Source organism: Nonomuraea jiangxiensis (assembly GCF_900099965.1).
GTDB classification, from domain to species: Bacteria; Actinomycetota; Actinomycetes; order Streptosporangiales; family Streptosporangiaceae; genus Nonomuraea; species Nonomuraea jiangxiensis.
Genome location: NZ_FNDJ01000010.1, coordinates 113,514 through 131,390 on the forward strand (window position 1 = coordinate 113,514; position 17,877 = coordinate 131,390).

The 17,877-nt window shown below is 71.5% G+C and carries 15 protein-coding genes; 7 read left to right on the forward strand and 8 right to left on the reverse strand.

Features of this window, described 5'->3' with window-relative positions; translation table 11 throughout:
* Window positions 1-2: 2 nt before the first annotated feature.
* A complete protein-coding gene (locus BLS95_RS22400; RefSeq protein WP_090934359.1) occupies window positions 3-935 on the reverse strand; it encodes an SDR family NAD(P)-dependent oxidoreductase in 933 nt (310 codons plus the stop codon).
* Between the two features lie 81 nt (window positions 936-1,016).
* Between BLS95_RS22400 and BLS95_RS22405 the strand changes: the two genes are divergently transcribed.
* Together BLS95_RS22405 and BLS95_RS22410 are read left to right on the forward strand one after the other, a co-directional pair.
* Complete coding sequence (locus BLS95_RS22405) at window positions 1,017-1,598, forward strand: TetR/AcrR family transcriptional regulator (protein ID WP_090934362.1); 582 nt, start codon at window positions 1,017-1,019, stop codon at window positions 1,596-1,598.
* Between the two features lie 132 nt (window positions 1,599-1,730).
* On the forward strand, window positions 1,731-2,636 hold the full coding sequence (locus BLS95_RS22410) for a TIGR03564 family F420-dependent LLM class oxidoreductase (RefSeq protein WP_218135922.1): 906 nt from the start codon (window positions 1,731-1,733) through the stop codon (window positions 2,634-2,636).
* Window positions 2,637-2,721: 85 nt separating this feature from the next.
* Here the strand turns inward: BLS95_RS22410 and BLS95_RS22415 are convergent, their stop codons facing one another.
* From BLS95_RS22415 to BLS95_RS22445, 7 genes are all read right to left on the reverse strand, one after another.
* Window positions 2,722-3,510 (reverse strand): oxidoreductase, encoded by a 789-nt coding sequence (locus tag BLS95_RS22415; RefSeq protein WP_090934364.1) that lies wholly within the window; start codon window positions 3,508-3,510, stop codon window positions 2,722-2,724.
* Window positions 3,511-3,566: 56 nt separating this feature from the next.
* Window positions 3,567-4,373, reverse strand: a complete 807-nt coding sequence (locus tag BLS95_RS22420; RefSeq protein ID WP_218135923.1) for an alpha/beta fold hydrolase — start codon at window positions 4,371-4,373, stop codon at window positions 3,567-3,569.
* Window positions 4,374-4,387: 14 nt separating this feature from the next.
* Window positions 4,388-5,125: an alpha/beta fold hydrolase gene (locus BLS95_RS22425; RefSeq protein ID WP_090934367.1), complete on the reverse strand. Its 738-nt coding sequence runs from the start codon at window positions 5,123-5,125 to the stop codon at window positions 4,388-4,390.
* Window positions 5,126-5,180: 55 nt separating this feature from the next.
* Window positions 5,181-5,972 (reverse strand): alpha/beta hydrolase, encoded by a 792-nt coding sequence (locus BLS95_RS22430; RefSeq protein ID WP_090934370.1) that lies wholly within the window; start codon window positions 5,970-5,972, stop codon window positions 5,181-5,183.
* A gap of 20 nt (window positions 5,973-5,992) precedes the next feature.
* Window positions 5,993-6,451, reverse strand: a complete 459-nt coding sequence (locus BLS95_RS22435) for a cupin domain-containing protein (RefSeq protein WP_218135924.1) — start codon at window positions 6,449-6,451, stop codon at window positions 5,993-5,995.
* A gap of 171 nt (window positions 6,452-6,622) precedes the next feature.
* Window positions 6,623-7,033, reverse strand: a complete 411-nt coding sequence (locus tag BLS95_RS22440; RefSeq protein ID WP_090934373.1) for a helix-turn-helix transcriptional regulator — start codon at window positions 7,031-7,033, stop codon at window positions 6,623-6,625.
* A gap of 214 nt (window positions 7,034-7,247) precedes the next feature.
* The gene (locus BLS95_RS22445; RefSeq protein ID WP_218135925.1) at window positions 7,248-10,040 is read right to left on the reverse strand and encodes a helix-turn-helix transcriptional regulator; all 2,793 of its coding nucleotides are present in this window, start codon (window positions 10,038-10,040) and stop codon (window positions 7,248-7,250) included.
* A 78-nt stretch (window positions 10,041-10,118) separates the two neighbouring features.
* Here BLS95_RS22445 and BLS95_RS22450 point away from each other — a divergent pair, with 78 nt between their 5' ends.
* From BLS95_RS22450 to BLS95_RS22470, 5 genes are all read left to right on the forward strand, one after another.
* Complete coding sequence (locus BLS95_RS22450) at window positions 10,119-12,881, forward strand: ATP-binding protein (protein WP_218135926.1); 2,763 nt, start codon at window positions 10,119-10,121, stop codon at window positions 12,879-12,881.
* Between the two features lie 99 nt (window positions 12,882-12,980).
* Window positions 12,981-14,405 carry a serine hydrolase domain-containing protein gene (locus tag BLS95_RS22455; protein WP_090934379.1) on the forward strand — a complete coding sequence of 475 codons (1,425 nt, stop codon included), beginning with the start codon at window positions 12,981-12,983 and terminating at the stop codon, window positions 14,403-14,405.
* Window positions 14,406-14,436: 31 nt separating this feature from the next.
* Window positions 14,437-15,156, forward strand: a complete 720-nt coding sequence (locus BLS95_RS22460; protein WP_176993329.1) for a MerR family transcriptional regulator — start codon at window positions 14,437-14,439, stop codon at window positions 15,154-15,156.
* Between the two features lie 473 nt (window positions 15,157-15,629).
* Window positions 15,630-16,859 carry a pentapeptide repeat-containing protein gene (locus BLS95_RS22465; protein WP_090934384.1) on the forward strand — a complete coding sequence of 410 codons (1,230 nt, stop codon included), beginning with the start codon at window positions 15,630-15,632 and terminating at the stop codon, window positions 16,857-16,859.
* Between the two features lie 126 nt (window positions 16,860-16,985).
* Entirely contained in the window at window positions 16,986-17,516 is a 531-nt protein-coding gene (locus BLS95_RS22470; RefSeq protein ID WP_090934386.1) for a P-loop nucleotide/nucleoside kinase family protein, read from the forward strand.
* The last annotated feature ends 361 nt before the right edge of the window (window positions 17,517-17,877 follow it).

A 17,877-nucleotide genomic window follows, 5' to 3' on the forward strand; every position in this document is an offset into this window, starting at 1 on the left:
TGTCATACCGGAAACGTCACCTGGGTCAGTTCCTCGGAGAGCGTCCACAGCCGGCGCTGGGCGGCCACGTCGTAGGACCGTGCGCTCGACGTCACGACCTTCGGGTGTCCCCTGCTCTCCTGGAATCCGTCCGGACCCAGGTACTGGCCGCCCCGCACGGCCGGGTCGGTCGCGGCACGTAGGGAGGGCAGCGCCCCCATCGCGGCGGGCTGGATCAGCAAGGGCCGGACCAGGGCGAACAGTGCCCGGAAGTACAGCGGCTGAAGCGACACCGATGTCCTGGACCCTCCGGTGTCAGATCCCCCGGGATGAGCCGCGACGGCGGTGGTCTCCGCCGTTCCTGACAGCCTGCGCTGGAGTTCGTAGGTGAACATCAGATTGGCCAGTTTGGAGTTCCCGTACGCGGCGACCCGGCTGTACTCACGGGTGTTCCAGTTGATGTCGTCGAAGTCGATCGGTCCGCCCTGCCGGTGCCCCGCACTGCTGACGGTGACCACGCGAGAGCCGGGAACGCGCAGCATCCTGTCGAGCAGTAGCCCGGTGAGAGCGAAGTGGCCCAGATGGTTCGTGCCGAACTGCAGCTCGAAGCCGTCCGCCGTGGTCTTTCGCGGGACGTACATGATGCCGGCGTTGTTGATCAGCAGGTCGATGCGGTCACGGGTGGCCCGCAGTTCGTCGGCCGCCGCCCGAATGGAGGCCAGCGAGGCGAGGTCCAGGCGTTGCACCGTGACGTCGGCGTCCGGGGCGATCGCGGCGATCTCGGCCGCCGCCCGCTTGCCCTTGGTCGTGTCCCGTACGGCGAGGACCACGGAGGCTCCGCGCGCGGCGAGCGCCTTGGCGGTTTCGAAACCGATGCCGGTGTTGCCTCCGGTGATCACGGCGACGCGGCCCCGCTGATCGGGCACGTCGGCGGTGGTCCACCGCTGTCGGGGCATGGTTCCTCCAGATATAATCGGGGCGCTCGTTCCGTTTTGGAACATACCGGAACGAGCGCCCCGCTTGTCAAGGAGACCGTTGTGACTGAGAAATCCCGGCCACTGCGCGCGGACGCCGCCCGCAACCGCGCTCGCGTCTTGCAGGTCGCCTACGAGACGTTCGCCGAAGAGGGCGCGGGCGTCCCGATCGACGAGATCGCCCGCCGCGCGGGAGTGGGCGCGGGCACGGTGTACCGGCACTTCCCCACCAAGGAGTCGCTGTTCCAGGCGATCGTGGCCGAGCGGTTGCGGCAGGTCGTCGAGCGGACGCGCGAACAGGCGGCCGCCGACCCGGGAGAAGGGCTGTACGCGTTCCTTTTCCAGATGGCCGAACAGGGCGCGACCGACCTGGGGCTCACGGAGGCCTTCGCGGGAATCGGCTTCGACCTGGCGGCGGCCCTGCCCGAGGCCGAGAAGGAGTTCACGGGGCTGATGGCCGAGATCCTCGCCCAGGCCCAGCGCGCGGGGACCGTACGGTCCGACCTGGACGCGGCCGACATCAAGACTCTGATCGTCGGCCTGCAGGCGATGCGGCGCTTCCGTGGTGACAGCGAGTTGATGCGCCGCGTCTACCCGGTGATCAGGGCCGGGCTGGCAGCGCCGGAGCACAGGTCCGTGGATTAATCGGGGCGCGCGTTCCGGTACAGTCATAACCGGAACGAGCGCCCCGAATCAATTGGAGGGACCATGCCTCGACGCCATGGACCAGACCCCGACCTGCCCCGGAACGCCGCGCGAGCCTGAGGAGCCGACCACATGGAAATCGGACTGTCGAGCTACGGCGCCGCGCCCCTCCCGGAGCTTCTGACGGAGATCGAGCGGGCGGCGGCGAGCGGCTTCTCGCGTTTCTGGCTCGGTGAGCACGGCGGATGGGACCCGCTGACGGTGTTCGCCGCACTGGGCGACCGCGCACCGGGCATCGAACTGGCCACGTCCGTCGTGGGCACCTATCCGCGACATCCTCTCGCCCTGGCCGCCCAGGCGCTGACCGCGCACGCCGCGACCGGTGGGCGACTGACGCTCGGCATAGGTCCGAGCCACGCCCCGGTCGTCGAAAGCAGGTACGGGCTGACCTGGCAGCCCCCCGTACGGCACACGCGGGAGATACTGGACGTCCTCCGCCCCGTCCTGCGGGGCGAGGAGGTAGAGGTCCGCGGTACGTCGATCACGGCGGTCGGCGGCGTCGCCGCCCCAGAGGTGGACCCGCCATCCCTCCTGCTCGCCGCGAACGGGCCTCGCATGCTCACCCTGGCCGGCGAACGAGCCGACGGCGCGCTCACGATGTGGACGACGCCCCGCTTCCTCGGTGACGTCGTGGTTCCCACCGTCACCACCGCCGCGGCGGGACGAGCGGCGCCACGCATCGCCGTCGGGCTGCTCGCGGCAGTGACCTCGGACGTGGAGGGCACACGTCAGCGCGTCAACACCGACTTCCGCCAAGCCGCGACGCTTCCCACCTTCCGCGCCTTGCTCGATCGGCAGGGCTCCACGGGACCGGACGACACCCTGGTCGTCGGTGACGAGGCCCTCGTGGGAGAAACGGTGGGCCGCTTCGCCGACGCCGGGGCCACCGAGCTGATCATCTTCCCCGTCGGATCTCCCGAGGACCAGCACCGCACGATCGCCTTGTTCGCCGAGCTCGCCAAAGTGCATCGCCGGTAAGTCCGGCGTTTCGTACGAGGGCGAGGATGTGGCACGCGCGGCGGGACGTCAACCGCTCGCACGCCCGTATCGCCGGCCACCCGGGTCACAGGGTGCTGATCAGGCCGCCGTCGATCACGAAGTCCGCGCCGGTGACGTTGCCGGCGCGCTCGCTGGCGAGCAGGACGACGAGGTCGGCGACCTCGTCCGGGCGGGTGAACCGGCCGGTGACCGAGTCGGCGGCGGCCTGCTCCGCCAACGCGTGCGACTCGCCGCCGTTGTGGCGGGCGAGCGTGGCGGCGACGCCGTCCGCGCCGAGCCACAGGTCGGTGGCGACCGGCCCGGGGCTGACGGTGTTGACCCGGATCCCGTGCGGCCCCAGCTCCTTCGACAGGGACTTGCTGAAACTGGCCAGGGCCGCCTTCGCTGCGCTGTAGTCGATCACCAGCGGGTCCGGCAGCGACGCGTTGACCGAGTTGACGGACACGATCGTGCCGGCACCGCGGCCGAGCATGAGCGGCAGCGCCTCGCGGGTGGCGCGCACCGCGGACAGGAAGTTGACGGTCAGGGTGGCGAGCCAGTCCACGTCGGTGACGGACGCGAAGCCGCCGGTGCGCGGGCGTACCGCGCCGACGTTGTTGACCAGGATGTCCAGGCCGCCGAAGGCAGCACCGGCGGCCTCGACCAGTTCGGCCGGGCCGTCCAGGGTGGCGAGGTCCACCGCGACCGGGCGGACGCGGCCCCCCGCCGCGAGCTCGGACAGCTCGGCGCTGATGTGCCGCGCTCCGGCGGTCACGCTGACGCCCTCCGCGGCGAGCGCCCGGGTGATCGCCAGCCCGATGCCCTTGCTCGCGCCGGTGACCACGGCGGTCTTGCCTGACAGGTGCAACTCCATGACGGACCTTTCTGCTGGACGCGGCCTCGCCCCCGGGGGCGAGGCCGCGTACGGGTTCAGCGGACGGACTTGGCGGCGGCGACGATGACGTCCACCACGGCCTGCGGCCGGGACAACATCGACAGGTGCGACGCGGCGACCTTGGTGACGTGGCTGTGCGCCCGGTTGGCCATGGTGACCTGCAGCGACGGCGGCAGGATGCCGTCCTTGGTGCCTACCAGATACCAGCTCGGCAGCGTCTTCCAGGCGGGCGCCCCGGACTGCTCCTGCAGCGCGCTCAGCGTGATCGGGCGCTGCCCGGCTGCCAGCCGGGCGGCCGTGGCGGCCGGCAGATCACCGGCGAACGCCTGCGGGAACACCGCCGGCTTGATGTAGAGATCGACGTCTCCGGTCGGCGCCCCAGGGTAGGCCACGCTGTCGAACAGCGCGCTCGGGTCGCCGTCGCCCTGCAGCCCGAGGACCGTCTCGCCCTTGTCGGGCGCGAACGCGTTGACGTAGACGAGCGCCTTCACGTCGGGGTCGGTGCCGGCCGCGTTGGTCACGACCGCGCCGCCGTAGGAGTGGCCGACCAGGACGACCGGGCCGCTGGTCCGCTGGGCCAGGAACGCCGACAGGTACGCGGCGTCGTCGCCGAGCCCGCGCAGCGGGTTGGGCGCGGCGAGCACGGTGTACCCGAGCCGTTGCAGCCGGCCGGTCACGTCCGACCAGCTCGACGCGTCGGCCCACGCGCCGTGCACGAGAACGATGGTCGGCTTCGGGCGATCGGCACGGCCGGCGGCCGAGGCCGGGACGCTGAGCGTGAACAGGGCGAGGGCGGCCAGCGCGATCACCGCGGCGTGCCGGCGGAGGGGATGGTTCATCATGAGGGATTCAGCTCTCAGTCGAGGAAGGCGAGTAGGCGCCGGGTGAGTTCGGCCGGATGTTCTTCGTAGATCCAGTGGCCGGAGTCCGCGATCACGAGTCCGGTCACGTGGGTGGCGTACGACCGCACCTGAGTGGGGACGAGATCGCCAAGGCTGCCGCTCGCGCCGATGGCGAGCACCGGCATGGTGAGCTTCGTCCTGCGGTAGCGGGCGTTGTCGGCGATGTCGGCAGGGAAGGCACGGAACCATTCGAGGCTCGCCCGCAGGTGGGCGTCGTCGCGCAGGTAGCCGGCGAACTCCCGGACCTGTGCCGGCCCGATGGCGCCCTTGCGGACTTCGAGGGAGTCGGTGAAGCGGTCCACCCAGACCTCCTCGTTCCCGTCGATGAGCTGCTCGGGCAGCCCGTTCGTCAGGCTGAAGAAGCCGAAGTGCCACGCTCCGGGGCCCTGCGCGGTGAGCGACGCGAAGCCGTAGAGGCTCTTGTCCGGGATGGGCGCCTCGCTCAGCACCAGCCTGCGCACGTCGCGAGGGTGCGCGGCGGCGTAGGCGTACGCGACCATGGTGCCGATGTCGTGGCCCACCAGGCGGATGTCGCGGTCGAGGCCGAGCCGGTCGAGCAGGCCATGGATGTCGGCGGCCATCGTCTTCTTGTCGTAGCCGCCGGCGGGTGCGTCGCTCCGGCCCGCCCCGCGCAGGTCAGGGGCGATCACGGTGTAGTGCTTGGCCAGCGCCGGGAGGATAGTGATCGCCATTTCGCTCGGGCGGCCACGGATAGGTTCGACATTCTCGTCCGTTCGGTGATCGGGTTCAGAGCGATTGGCGGGCGAGCCAGGCCAGCGTGACGTCGGCGACCTCGCGCCAGCCGCTGTCGATGGTGAGCGAGTGCGCCCGGTCAGGGAATTCGTGGAAGTCGGTGACCGCGGCGGAGTGCCTGTACTGCTTCAGGGTGGCCAGGGTGACGGCCTCGGGCACGGTGTGGTCCCGCCCGCCGGTGATCAGCAGCAGCGGGCCGCGCGCCTCGTTCCCGGTCGCCACCTTGGCGGGCGAGTGCGGGTCGAAGTTGGCCGCCGCGGCCTCGAACAGCGGCTTTCCGGGGGCCGGGATGCTCCAGCGCCGGTACAGCTCGGCGGACTCCTGCTCGGAGACGGCGTTGCCGAAGGCGTACCGGAACTGATCCTCGGTGAGCGACACGGCCCGGTTGCGGTTGGCGGGGTTGCGGAACACCGGCAGCGCCGAGCGCAGCGCGGTCAGTGGCACCGGCAGCACGCCCTTGATCTGCGCGGCGTCGATCGCGACGGCGGCGACCGCGAGGTCCAGCCCGAGCAGTTTCTGGGCGATCATGCCGCCGAAGGAGTGGCCGACCAGGATCGGCCGTTCGGGCAGACCATTGATGATCTTCGCGTAGTGCTCGACGACGTCGTCGATGCCGTGACCGGCGATGGCCTCAGGGTTCGCCCTGGACTCCTCGACGGTCGCGCCGTCGCCGGGCCAGCCGGGCGCGCTCGGCGCGTAGCCGGCCTCCTGGAACAGGCCGATCCAGGGAGTCCAGGAGGTGGCGTGCAGCCACAGTCCGTGAATGAAGATGACGGGAGTGCTCATGGTGACCTCTCAGCAGGTGATCAAGCCGAAGGCGGGGGACCCGCGACGTGGAGCCGGAACGTCTCGGCCGAGGCGACGATCGCGCCGAGGTCGAACGCGGGCGGGGCCTCGTCCATCGAGGAGACGGGCGAGCCGTTCGTCCGGAACCACTCCTCGATCCCGGACGGGGCGTAGACGACGGCCATCCGTGATCGCGGCGACCGCACCAGGTAGCTGTGCGGGACGCCGCGCGGACCGTGCGCGACCTGACCGGCCGCCAGGTCGTGCCGGGCGTCGCCGACGAAGAAGCTGATCTCACCGTCGAGGACGATCCACAGCTCGTCCTCGCCGTCGTGCACGTGCAGCGGAGGCGCCTGCCCCTGGGCGTCGTCGAACATCAGCACGCTCATCGAGCGGCCGGTCGCCTCGCCGGGGACGAGGATCCGGGTACGGCCGCCGAGGAACCAGAACGGTTCGCCGGAGAGCCCTATGTCGGTCAAGTGGGCGCTGCCTTTCCCTACGGTACGGGTGATTCGCGGTTCCGCGCCCGGAGGATCGGGACGCCGTGCCGAGCGCGGACGCGCCCATCACGCTAGGGACCCGGCCGGCGAGCCACCCCACGTGAACACGTAGTCCTCGACCATCCGGGGCCCACGCACGCCGTGTTCGGCTCAACCCGCCTGGATCGCCATCAGCCGGGCCAGCTCCACCCGGGACCGCACCTGGAACTTCCGGAACACCTGCCGCAGGTGGTAGTCGACCGTGTGCGGCGAGATGAACAGCAGGGCGGCCGTCTCCCTGTTGGTGAGCCCCCGGGCGACGTGCTCGGCGACGGTCCGCTCCGAATCGGTGAGCCGGGACCAGGCCGGTCCGGGATCGGCCGGCCGGGTGTCCAGCCAGATCACCGCGCCGGTCAGGACATGGTCGTCGTAGACGCCTTCGCATCGCCCGGTCAGCGTCACCGACGGCAGGGTCAGCCGCCCGTGCCGCGACGCGGTGCTCAGCAGCCGCCCGGCCCACTCCCACAACAGCGTGCGGTCCGCGGACGACAGCAGGCCCGCGGCGGCGCTGTTCACGAACATGGTGTGGGCGTCGAGAACGGCGACGGGCCCCTTCGCCTTGCGGCGTACCTCAAGGAACGCAGAGCCCGGTGCCGGCCGGGCCCGGCGGTGTGCGGATCATGAGCGAGCACCGTTTCCTCCTCCCTGCGTCGCTTTGACCGGTCGTCCTCATGGAACCCCACCGGGGCGGGCCGCCGAATCAGGGAAACACCCCAGTGTGTCCAGAAGCCGGGGGTCAGCCGTCCTTGAACAGCTCGCGCAGCTGCCGCCGGGAGGTGAGCCGCAGCTTCCGGAAGATCTTGGTGAGGTGGTATTCGACGGTCGAGGTGCTGACGTACAGCCGCCGGGCGATCTCCGTGTTCGTCGCGCCCTCGGCGGCCAGGGCGGCGATCTTGGTTTCCTGCGGGGTGAGCGCGGGGCCGACCGGCGTGGCCGGGGGCGCGACCCGCTCGCCGGTCGCGGCCAGCTCCACCCGGACGCGCTCGGTGAAGATCCCGGCGCCCATCCCGGCGAACATCTCGTGCGCGGTACGCAGTTGCGCCCCGGCCTCGCCGCGGCGCCGGTGCCGCCTGAGCCATTCTCCGTACAGCAGGTGGGTGCGGGCCAGGTCGGTGCGCATCCGGGTACGCCCGAGCAGCTCCAGCGCCTGCCGGTAGAGCGGCTCCGCGGCGCCGCCGGTCTGCTCGCCGAGCAGCGCACGGCTGCGCGCGAGCAGGCCGAGTCCCCAGGGCATGCCGCTGATCGGCGCCCGCTCCTCCAGCCGCGCCAGCGCCTGCCGTGCCGTGTCGGGGTCGCCTGCCCGTACCGCCGCCTCGACCAGGTCGGGCAGCACGCGGTTGCCGTTGCCGGGCGGGTCACGGTCGAACAGCGGGCGGGCCCGGTCGAGCGCCTCACGGTAGTTGCCGAGGCTCACCTCCAGCACCGTCATGGCCAGGGCCGCCTGGTTGACCAGGGCCGGGACGTTCTGGACCGCGACGACGGCGATCTGGTCGGCGGCGGCGCGGGCCTCCTGCTCGCGGCCCTGCCAGACCAGCTGCTCGATCTGCCACTGCGGGCCGCCCCGCGGCATCACCCCGCTCATCGCGTACAGGTCGAAGTTCTCGGCGTAGTGCCCGTCGGCGACGGCGATCCGGCCCGCGCGCAGCTCGCTGCCGGCGAGCAGCGTGAGCGTCACCCGGAGGGCGTGCAGCGCCCCGCTTTCGCGGGCGGACGCCGTCAGCCGGCGCAGCAGCGCCGACCGGCCCTGCTCGTCCCAGAGTTCGTCGGCGGCCAGCCCGCCGAGCAGCGCGAGCGGCATGCCGTCCTCGCTGAGCCGCTCCGCCGTGCACAGCTCGGCGACCGCGGCCCGCATCAGCGGCACCGCTACCCGGTACCCGGCCGTGACCCGGGTGGCGAACGCCCGGGCCAGCAGGTCGGCCGCCGTCCCCGCCGGATCGGCCGGTACGGCGAGCACGGCGCGGGCCACCTCGAGCGGCGTGGTTCCGGCCGTGTGCTCCAGCGCGACCATGGCGGTCTCCATCGCCTCCCGGAGAATCACCCGGGTCAGCCGCTCGTCCCGGCCGCCGAGCGCGGCGGCGGCGTCCATCAGGATCGCGGGCGCGTGCGCTATTCGGTCGTCGAAGTTGGCGACGGCGGCGCGCAGCCGCTCGCCCATCGCCCGGGCGATCGGGGTGTGCAGCATCGGCCGCGCCTGGTCGAGCAGCCGGCGGACCGCGGCGATGTCCCCGGCGACCAGGTACGCCCCGGCCGCGGCGAGCAGCCGGCCGCCGCGTGCCGGTGCGTCCGGGCTGAGCTCGGCCGCGCGGGCCAGGAAGGCGGCCTGGGTGGTGTAGCCGCCGCGCGCTCCGGCCCGCTCGGCGGAGGCTTCCAGGTCCCGGGCGACGCCCTCGTCGGTGCCCGCGGTGGCGGCGGCGAGGTGCCAGGCCCGGGTGTCGGGGTCGAGCACGGGATCGCTGGAGTCCGCCAGCGCGCGGTGCGCGCGGCGGCGATCGGCCGGCGTGGAGGCGTTGTAGACCGCGGCCCGGATGAGCGGGTGCCGGAAGGTGACGCTGCCGCCGGCCAGGTCACCGAGCAGCAGGACGCCCTTGGCGAGCGCCGGGTCGGCGTCCACCGGGGACAGGCCCAGCAGCGCCCCGGCCCGCCAGAGCAGCGCCTGGTCGTGCGCGGGCGCGATCGAGGCGACGAGCAGCAGCTCCCTGGTGGCCGGGGGCAGCGCCCGTACCTGGCCCAGGAAGTACGTCTCCAGGTGCGCGCCCAGCGGGAGCCGTACCGGCAGCTCGGTGTGGCCCGCGAGCTGCTCCGGCGAGAGGGCGGTGGCGAGGGTGATGAGCGCGAGCGGGTTGCCGCCGGTCTGCTCCACCACCTGCTCGGCCACCGCGTCGTCGAGCGGCCCGGCGACGCACTCCGCGAGCAGCCGGCGGGCGGCCGCGTCACGCAGCCCGCGGACGGGGCGCACCGGCAGGCCCTCGAAGAGCGCGGCCCCGGATTCGCGGAGCGCGACGATCACCCCGACCCCCTCCGCGTGCAGCCGCCGGCCGACGAACGCGAGCGCCTGGGCGGAGTCGCGGTCGAGCCAGTGCGCGTCGTCGACCAGGCAGAGCAGTGGCCGGTCGGACGCGATCTCGGCGAGCAGGCTGAGGGTGGCCAGACCGATCAGGAACTGGTCCGGCGGGGGGCCGTGCATCAGCCCGAACGCCCGCCGCAGGGCGTCGCCCTGGGGGCCGGGGATCCGTTCGAGCCGATCGAGGAACGGCGCGAGCAGGTGATGCAGCGCGGCGAAGCCGAGGGGAAGCTCCGACTCGACGCCGGAGATGGTGAGCACCCGCAGCCCCGCGGCCGAGGCCGCCGAGGCCGCCGCCTGGAGCAGCCGGGTCTTGCCGAAGCCCGGCTCGCCGGCGAGAACGAGCGTGTCGCTGAGCCGCGCGCCGAGCCGCCGGATCATCTCGTCGATCGCGTGCCGTTCCGCGTCCCGGCCGTGCAGCGCCGCGAGCGCGGGCCGGGCTCTCTGAGCGGTGACGTCGTCGGACACGGTTCCCCCTCGACGATGCGTGCGCAGGTGCCGGGGCCGAATTCGGTGCGACCGGGACACCAGGGAGACTATGTCACTGTGTCCAGTGAATCCGCCAAACCATCACTTTTCGGGCGAGAGCCGGAGGTCGCCCGGCTGTCCGGCCTCGTACGCGGGCTTCGCGACGGAGGCAGTTCACTGGTCGTGCGCGGTGAGCCCGGCATCGGCAAGTCCGCCCTGCTCACCGCGGCTGCGGACGCCGGTCGGGACGCCGGGCTGCGGGTGCTGTCCACGGCCGGCACGCAGGCCGAATTCCATCTCCCGTACGCGGGGCTGCACCGCCTGCTGCACCCCGCCCGGCTGGACGACGCGGCGCTGCCCGATCCGCAGCGACGAGCGCTGGCGGCCGCGCTGGGTCTCATCGACGCTCCCGTCCCCGATCTCTACCTGGTCGCGCTCGCCACGCTCAACCTGCTGGTGGAGGCGGCGAGCCGGACTCCGCTGCTGGTGCTCGCCGACGACGGCCAGTGGCTCGACCCGCCCACCGCCGGGGTGCTGTCGTTCGTCGCCCGGCGGCTGGAGGCCGAGCCGGTGGCGCTGCTGGCCACGCTGCGTGACGGCGTGCCCTCCGCGCTGGCCGAGGCCGGGCTGCCCGAGCTCGTGCTGCTGCCGCTGCCGGACGCGGACGCGGCGCGCCTGCTCGACGCGCGTGCCCCCGGCATGGATCCGCGGACCCGGCGGCGGCTGCTCGACGAGGGCGCCGGCAACCCGCTCGCGCTGGTGGAACTGACCGGCGAATGGCGCGACCAGGGGGCCGGCCTGCTCTCCTCGCCGTGGCTGCCGCTGACCGAGCGGCTGGAGAGGGCCTTCGGCGCCCGGCTGGGCGACCTGCCCGACGCCACGCGGTCTCTCCTGCTCGTCGCGGCCCTCGACGACGGCACCGCGGTGGAGGAGGTGATCGCGGCCGCCGCCGTCCTCACCGCCGGGCCCGTCGCGCACCACGACCTGGCGCCGGGGATCCGCGCCGGGCTGATCGAGCCGGACGCCGCCCAGATCCGGTTCCGGCACCCGCTCATGCGCTCAGCGATCTACCAGGCCGCGACGCTGCCGCAGCGCCGCGCGGGCCATGCCGCGCTCGCCGAGGCGCTCGCCCGGCAGAGTGGCGAACGCGCCGCCGACCGCCGGATCTGGCACCGGGCGTCCGCCGCCGCCCGGCCCGACGAGGAGATCGCGGCCGAGCTGGACACCATGGCCGCCCGCGTCGCGCAGCGCGGCGCCCCGAGCGAGGCGGTGACCGCGCTGGAGCAGGCGGCCAAGCTCACCGAGGACGCGCGCCGGCGGGCCGACCGGCTGCTCCGGGCGGCGGACCAGGCCGTCGAACTGGGCGGCCGCGACGTCGTCGTGCGGCTGCTGCGCCAGACCGAGCTGCTGCCGCTCACCTCCCAGCAGCAGGCCCGGCTGCGATGGATCCGGGGCACCCTCGACGACGGCTCGGACGGCCGGGCGACCGGCCCGCAGGTGCTCGCCGCCCTCGCCGAGTCGGTCGCCGCCGACGGCCGGCCCGAGGAGGCGCTGCGCATCCTGTGGAGCGCCGCGCTGCAGTGCTTCTGGATCGAGCCGGGCGCCGAGGCGCGCCGCCGGATCGTCGCGGTCGCCGAAAGCCTGCCGGTGCCGGCCGCGAACCCGCTGCTGCTGGCGATCCTCGCGTACGCCGCGCCGCTCGACCGCGGCGCCGTGGTCATCGACTGGTTGCGGGAGCTGGCCACGCAGCCCGTCATCGACCCGCAGGCGGCCCGGCTGCTGGGCTCCGCGGCGGTGATCGTCGGGGCGTTCGAACAGGTGGAGAGCTTCTCCGCGGCGGCGCTGCCCGGGCTGCGCGCCCAGGGACGGCTCTACCTGCTCACCCGCTCCCTCGCCCAGCAGGCGTGGAGCGCGGTACACCGGCCCAACCTGAACGTGGCGATCCCGGCGGCCGAGGAGGCGGCCCGGCTCGCCCTGGAGACGGGCCAGCCGCAGATGTACGGCACCGCCGTGTCCACCCAGGCGATGCTCGCGGCGCTGCGCGGCGAACCGGACCGCGCTCGGGAGCTCGCGGCGCAGGCGGAGGCGATGAGCGTCGCCGCCGGGGTGCGGCCGGTGCTCGCCACCGTCCAGATGGCCCGCGGCCTGGCAGCGCTGAGCGAAGGCCGGCACGCGGAGGCGTACGAGCACCTGCGCCGGCTGCACGACCCCGCCGATCCGTCGTACCAGCTCGCGCTGCGCTGCTATGTGGCGGCCGCGTTCGCCGACGCCGCCGCCGGGAGCGGTAACGCGGGCGCGGCGCGGGCGGTGCTGCGCGGGCTGGAGGAGGTGGCGCGTACGACGCCCGCGCCCGCGCTGCACGTGGGCCTGCCGCTCGCCCGGGCGCTGCTCGCCGAGCCGGCGGACGCACGGGCCCGGTTCGCCGACGCGCTCGCCGCCGACCACGCCCGCTGGCCGTTCGCCCGGGCGTACGCGCAGGTGGCCTACGGTGAGTGGCTGCTGGATCAGGGCGATCCCGGCTCGGCCCGGCCGCTGCTGCGCACCGCCCGCGACACGTTCGACGCACTGGGCGTCGTGCCGTGGAGCGACCGGGCCCGGCGCGGGTTGAGCGCCTGCGGGGAGGCCAGCGCCGACCGCGTCCTGGCGGCCCGCGACAAGCTCACTCCGGTGGAGCTGCACATCGCCAGGCTCGCAGCCGAGGGCCTGTCGGACGAGGAGATCGGCGAGCAGGTCTACCTGTCCCGCCGGACGGTCGGCGCACACCTGGCGCAACTACTGCCCAAGCTCGGCATCGCCTCCCGGGCGGACCTGCCCGCCCTCCGCCGCGACCGGGCGGACTGATCCGAGCCGGCGGCAGGGGCGCCGGCTCGGATCACAGGCGCTGTCCTTAGAGTTGTGGGCTTGACCTTGCCCCTAGGTCAAGGTTCGACGATTCTCTGCATGAACAACAACGCACTGCACACCGTCGAAGCCCAGATCCGCGAGCAGGCCGCCGCCTACTGCGAGTCCAACAACGTCCCCGGGTTCGTCGCCGGCGTCTACCACGCCGGCGAGCAGATCGTCGTCGCTCACGGCACCGCGAACGTGGCCACCGGCGCACCGATGCGCGAAGACACTGGATTCCTCTTCGGCTCCGTCACCAAGGTCCTGACCACCACGCTGGTCCTGCAGCAGGTCGAGCGTGGACTGCTGGACCTCGACACGCCAGTGGTGAAGTACCTTCCCGAGTTCGCCCTGACCGAGCCGGGCGCGGCGGACAAGATCCTGGTCCGGCACCTGCTCTCCCACACCAACGGCATCGACGCGGACCTGTTCGTTCCCGACGCCAAGGGCCGCGACGCCCTGAAGTCCTACGTCACCGCTCTCGCGAGCAGCTGCGGCTCCCTGTTCGAACCCGGCGAGCAGCTCAGCTACTCCAACGGCGGCATGATCGTCGCGGGCCGCCTGCTGGAAGCGGTGACCGGCATGTCCTACCCCGAGCTGCTCAAGCGCGACGTCTATGCACCCATCGGCATGAAGGACTCCAGCACCTCAGCCGAGCAGGCCATCCTGCGCAGCACGGCCGTCGGCCACTTCCTGGACCCCGAGACCATGGCGGCCAAGCCCGCCGGCATGTTCATGCTGCCCGACACCTGGGGGCCGGCCGGCGCCACGCCGATCGGCACCGTCGCCGACCTGCTGGCCTGCGGACGTACCCACCTCGCCGGCGGTGTGTCCCCCGCCGGCACACGCGTCCTGTCGGCCGCCTCGACCGCGCTGATGCAGCAGGTCGCGCATGACATGGCGACTCCGAACGTCCCGCCGATGGGCCTGGGCTGGGTGTTGTACCCGTTCGGCGACACGACCGTCCTGGCCATGTCGGGCGCGTCGCCCGGCGGCGTGTCCATCTTGTGCGTGCTGCCCGAACATGACCTGGTCTTCACCGCCTTCGGCAATGAATCGGGGGCGATCATGCTGCAGGACCAGATCCTGCAGTGGCTGCTGAGCGAGCATCTCGGTGTCCAGGTCCCTCCTGTGGTCACCGAAGTGCAGCAGGACGTCGACCTCACCCCCTACGTGGGCACCTATCGTTCCGATCAGCTCCGCATCGACGTCAGCATCGTCGATGGTCAGCTCGAGGAGCGGGCGACCTATGAGCTGGCGGACGAATCGCAGGAGCGGATCTTCAGCGAGTTCGTCGGCGGTATGACCTCTGCCCCGCCGCAGCGCTACGTGCCGATCCGGCCCGGACTCTTCGCGCCCGCCGGATACCCGCTGGAGACGTTCAACGGATACATGCGCCTGCTGCTCGTCTCCTACCACGATGTTCGCGACGGCCAGGCGCGTTTCCGCAATGGCGGCGGCCGCCTGAGCCGTCGGGCCTGACCGTTCCCCGCCGGGTGGAAGGATGTCCAGCATGCTCACGATCGGCCAACTTGCGGACTACGCCGGAGTGACCATCAAAGCCATCCGCCATTACCACGAGCGCGGTCTGCTGGCCGAGCCCGACCGCGACTCCTCCGGCTACCGGCGCTACACCGCCAAAGACGCCGTCGACCTCGTCAAGATCAGGACCCTGGCCCATGCGGGCGTGCCACTGGCCCGCATCAAGGACCTTCTCGACGCCGACCCGGACACGCTCAGGTCGGCCATCGCCGGGATCGACCAGGACCTCGAAGCCCGCATCGCGCAGCTGCGGCGGACCCGCGATCAACTCGCCCAGCTGCGCGGCGGCGACCGGCTTTTCGTCTCCCCGGACGTCGCCGACTATCTCGACGTTCTACGCGAACTCGGCGTCAGCGAGCGCCACATCCACCTGGAGCGCGACGGCTGGATCCTCATGCAAACCGCCTCACCCGAGGACGCCGACGTGTGGATCGCCGAAAAACGCGAGCTCATGGCCGATCCCGAGTTCTGCGCCCTCTACCTCGAACATGACGCCGCCTACGACTGGTCGCCGGACGACCCCCGCCTCCCCGCCCTCGCCGACCGCACCCGAACCTGGTTCACCCAGCACCACAGCCGATCCGAAACCCACCCCTCCCAGAACCCGGCCATGGCCCGCTTGGCCGCCCAACCCCACCCCGGAGCCTCATCCCCAGCCTGGGACCGCTTGGCCCAACTCATGAAGGGCTAGCCTCGATGGCGAGTCCTGATCGCTTGGTATGGCTCTGATCTCCTGTGAATCTGACCTCAATCTGACCGGCCGAACGTGGTTGTCCGGCGGAAGGGTCTTTCGACCTCGCCGAGCCACTTGAATGCCGCCAGGTATCAGGGCGAGCTGCTGTCGGTGCACCCGCGTACCACGGTCAAGGAGGTGAACCGGCTGCGAGCCAGCGGCCATATCGACTACGAGGTCTAGGCACGGTGTAAAGCATCAGCCGATGCCGAACCGTCAAGCATCAACTGAAGGTTGAAATCGATCTTTCACCGATCCCTCATGCCTCTGAGCTGGCCTGATGTCGTCTATCGATCTTCGGTCGCTAGGTAAGCTCCCTCGGTCGGTAGAGCGGCGACGCAGGTTCGTCGCTGCCTCTCCTGGACGCTCTGCCTGGCCTGGGGCCTGGTGCCCATTGATCGACGCTGGGCGCAGCCTCACCATGTTCAGGCGTGACGCGTAAATACCGCAAACTGCGTTCGTATCTCCGGACCAGCGGGCTAGTTCGGATCGACTTCAAGTTCGACCAGATCGAAGACATCATCGACGGCCGTCTGCCCGACCGTGCGCTCAAGGACGAGGACTGGTGGAAGGGGCGACGGCGCCCATGGGCCTCGACGGGTTTCCGGGTAACGCAACTGCACCTCCAGCAGCGAGCCGTCAGGTTCAGGAAGGAAGTCGACGCGCCCCGCCGCCGAGCGATCCTCGCATATGTCGCTGTCGGTGCCGGCACCCTGCTGCTGTGCGCGCTGATCTTGTGGCTGCTGCCCGGCACGCTGGTGGACCCCAGCCTGAAACTGACCGGTCAGCCGCTCGCCGAGGTGCGCAACGACGCCCGGACAGCGCTCATCACCCTGCTGCTCGCGCTGGGCGCGGGCGGCTCCCTGACGTTCACCGCGCGCACCTACCTGTTGAGCAGGCAATCGCGCATCACCGACCGCTTCACCCAGACGATCACTCAACTGGGCAGCACGTCCCTGGCGGTGCGGCTCGGTGCGCTAAGCGCCCTTGGCCGGATCACCACCGACTCCCCGCGCGATGCGAAAGCGATCATGTCGATCCTGTGCCAATTCGTCAAGGACGAGAGCCGCCGTGCCTCTGCAATGTCCAGGCGAAGCCGGCTCCGCGGCCTCATCGACCCGGCCTCGGGGTTACGCGGTCCCAAGCTGCGCGCGGACATCGCGACCGCGTTCGGTTTGGCCGTGGAGTTGGCCGAAGGCCTCGGCCCGCTGTCGCTGCAGCTCAATTCCAGCCGCCTGGACGGCATCTACCTCAGCGGGGCGAGCTGTCCCGAGCCGGCCCTGGACGGCACCTCCCTGCGGTATGCCTACCTCGAGGCCGCTCACCTTCCGCAAGCCTGGATAAGGTACGCCGACCTGCGCGATGCCTGGCTGGTCAGCGCCCGGCTGCGGGAGGCGTCTTTCGACGGCTCCCGTCTCGAGCGCGCCGACCTGAGCTACGCCGACCTGGAGGGGGCGGACTTCAGCCGCGCCGACATGACCGGGACGATCTTGAAGAACGCCAATCTCAAGGGAGCCAACCTTCGCACCGCGCGAGGCCTGACACGCCGACAACTCGCCCAGGCGGTCGTGGACGAACACACCCGGCTGCCTGCCACGCTCGCGCGTCACCCGCCTCGATGGTTCACCGGACAGGCTCGCGTTCGTGGCTGGACAAGGTGATGCCGCCCTTCTAGGGATCCTTGGTCGTTAGGTGTGTCGGTAGTGAGCCTGTGATCAAGAGCACGCCTGCCCAGGGACTTCCGTCCAACGCGGGAGAGGGCGTCCAGGTGTGACAGGGTCGTCACCATGTTGATCGTGATTAGCGGGCTCCCCGGTGCCGGCAAGAGCTCCATCGCCGAGGCCCTCGGTCGGCAGCTCGGAACACCGGTCTTGTCCGTCGATCCAGTGGAGGCGGCGATGTGGCGCGCCGGAATCGACCGTGACCAGCCCACCGGATTGGCTGCATATGTCGTGGTGGAGGCACTCGCATCCGAGATGCTGGCTCTCGACCAGACGGTCATCGTTGACGCGGTGAACGATGTGGCAGAGGCGCGCGAGCAGTGGCGCGGACTGGCCCTCCGGCGTGGCGTGGAACTGCGCTTCATCGAAGTCGCCTGTTCGGACCCCGTCCTACACCAGCGACGGCTTGAGAATCGCCGGCGCGGGATCGATGGCTTCCCGGAGCCGACGTGGGCATCGGTGCAAGCACGCCGGGCAGGCTTCGAGGCATGGGACGAGGACCGTCTCGCACTCGACTCCACCGCACCGATCGCCCATAACGTGCAGGTGGTCATGGCTCATCTTGGTGAAGCTGGCGCTGAGCCTCCGTCCGGCTGACACAACTATCGATGACAGGCTGACCAGGGCCCAACCAATGCTTCCCGCGGGCCATCATTCAGTGCCTGTGTCTGCGCCGTCCTGATCGTTGGCCAGCCAGCGGTCATGAACTACGCGGGGCCGCCACGCAGGTGGGGCCTGCTGCGGGGTCATAACAGCTGAAAGTATCGGGCGATACTCGCCGTGTCTGCACGCTAACCCGTCCGTGGGCGTGGCGCCTCCGGGCTGGAACCATTATGGGACTGTGGGCGCCGAGCGTCAGCGTACAAGTCCTGGGAGTAGGGCGTGCCATGTGGCGTAGCCTTGGCCTCATCCCAGCGGGACTCTTTCAAAGCTTCCCGCACCGCTTGCCCTTGTAGGA

Bases quoted from the DNA above. Each gene is read 5' to 3' on its own strand.
- BLS95_RS22400 (WP_090934359.1), bottom strand. From the start codon at position 935: ATGCCCCGACAGCGGTGGACCACCGCCGACGTGCCCGATCAGCGGGGC.
- BLS95_RS22410 (WP_218135922.1), top strand. From the start codon at position 1,731: ATGGAAATCGGACTGTCGAGCTACGGCGCCGCGCCCCTCCCGGAGCTT.
- BLS95_RS22415 (WP_090934364.1), bottom strand. From the start codon at position 3,510: ATGGAGTTGCACCTGTCAGGCAAGACCGCCGTGGTCACCGGCGCGAGC.
- BLS95_RS22420 (WP_218135923.1), bottom strand. From the start codon at position 4,373: ATGATGAACCATCCCCTCCGCCGGCACGCCGCGGTGATCGCGCTGGCC.
- BLS95_RS22425 (WP_090934367.1), bottom strand. From the start codon at position 5,125: ATGGCGATCACTATCCTCCCGGCGCTGGCCAAGCACTACACCGTGATC.
- BLS95_RS22430 (WP_090934370.1), bottom strand. From the start codon at position 5,972: ATGAGCACTCCCGTCATCTTCATTCACGGACTGTGGCTGCACGCCACC.
- BLS95_RS22440 (WP_090934373.1), bottom strand. From the start codon at position 7,033: ATGTTCGTGAACAGCGCCGCCGCGGGCCTGCTGTCGTCCGCGGACCGC.
- BLS95_RS22455 (WP_090934379.1), top strand. From the start codon at position 12,981: ATGAACAACAACGCACTGCACACCGTCGAAGCCCAGATCCGCGAGCAG.
- BLS95_RS22460 (WP_176993329.1), top strand. From the start codon at position 14,437: ATGCTCACGATCGGCCAACTTGCGGACTACGCCGGAGTGACCATCAAA.
- BLS95_RS22470 (WP_090934386.1), top strand. From the start codon at position 16,986: ATGTTGATCGTGATTAGCGGGCTCCCCGGTGCCGGCAAGAGCTCCATC.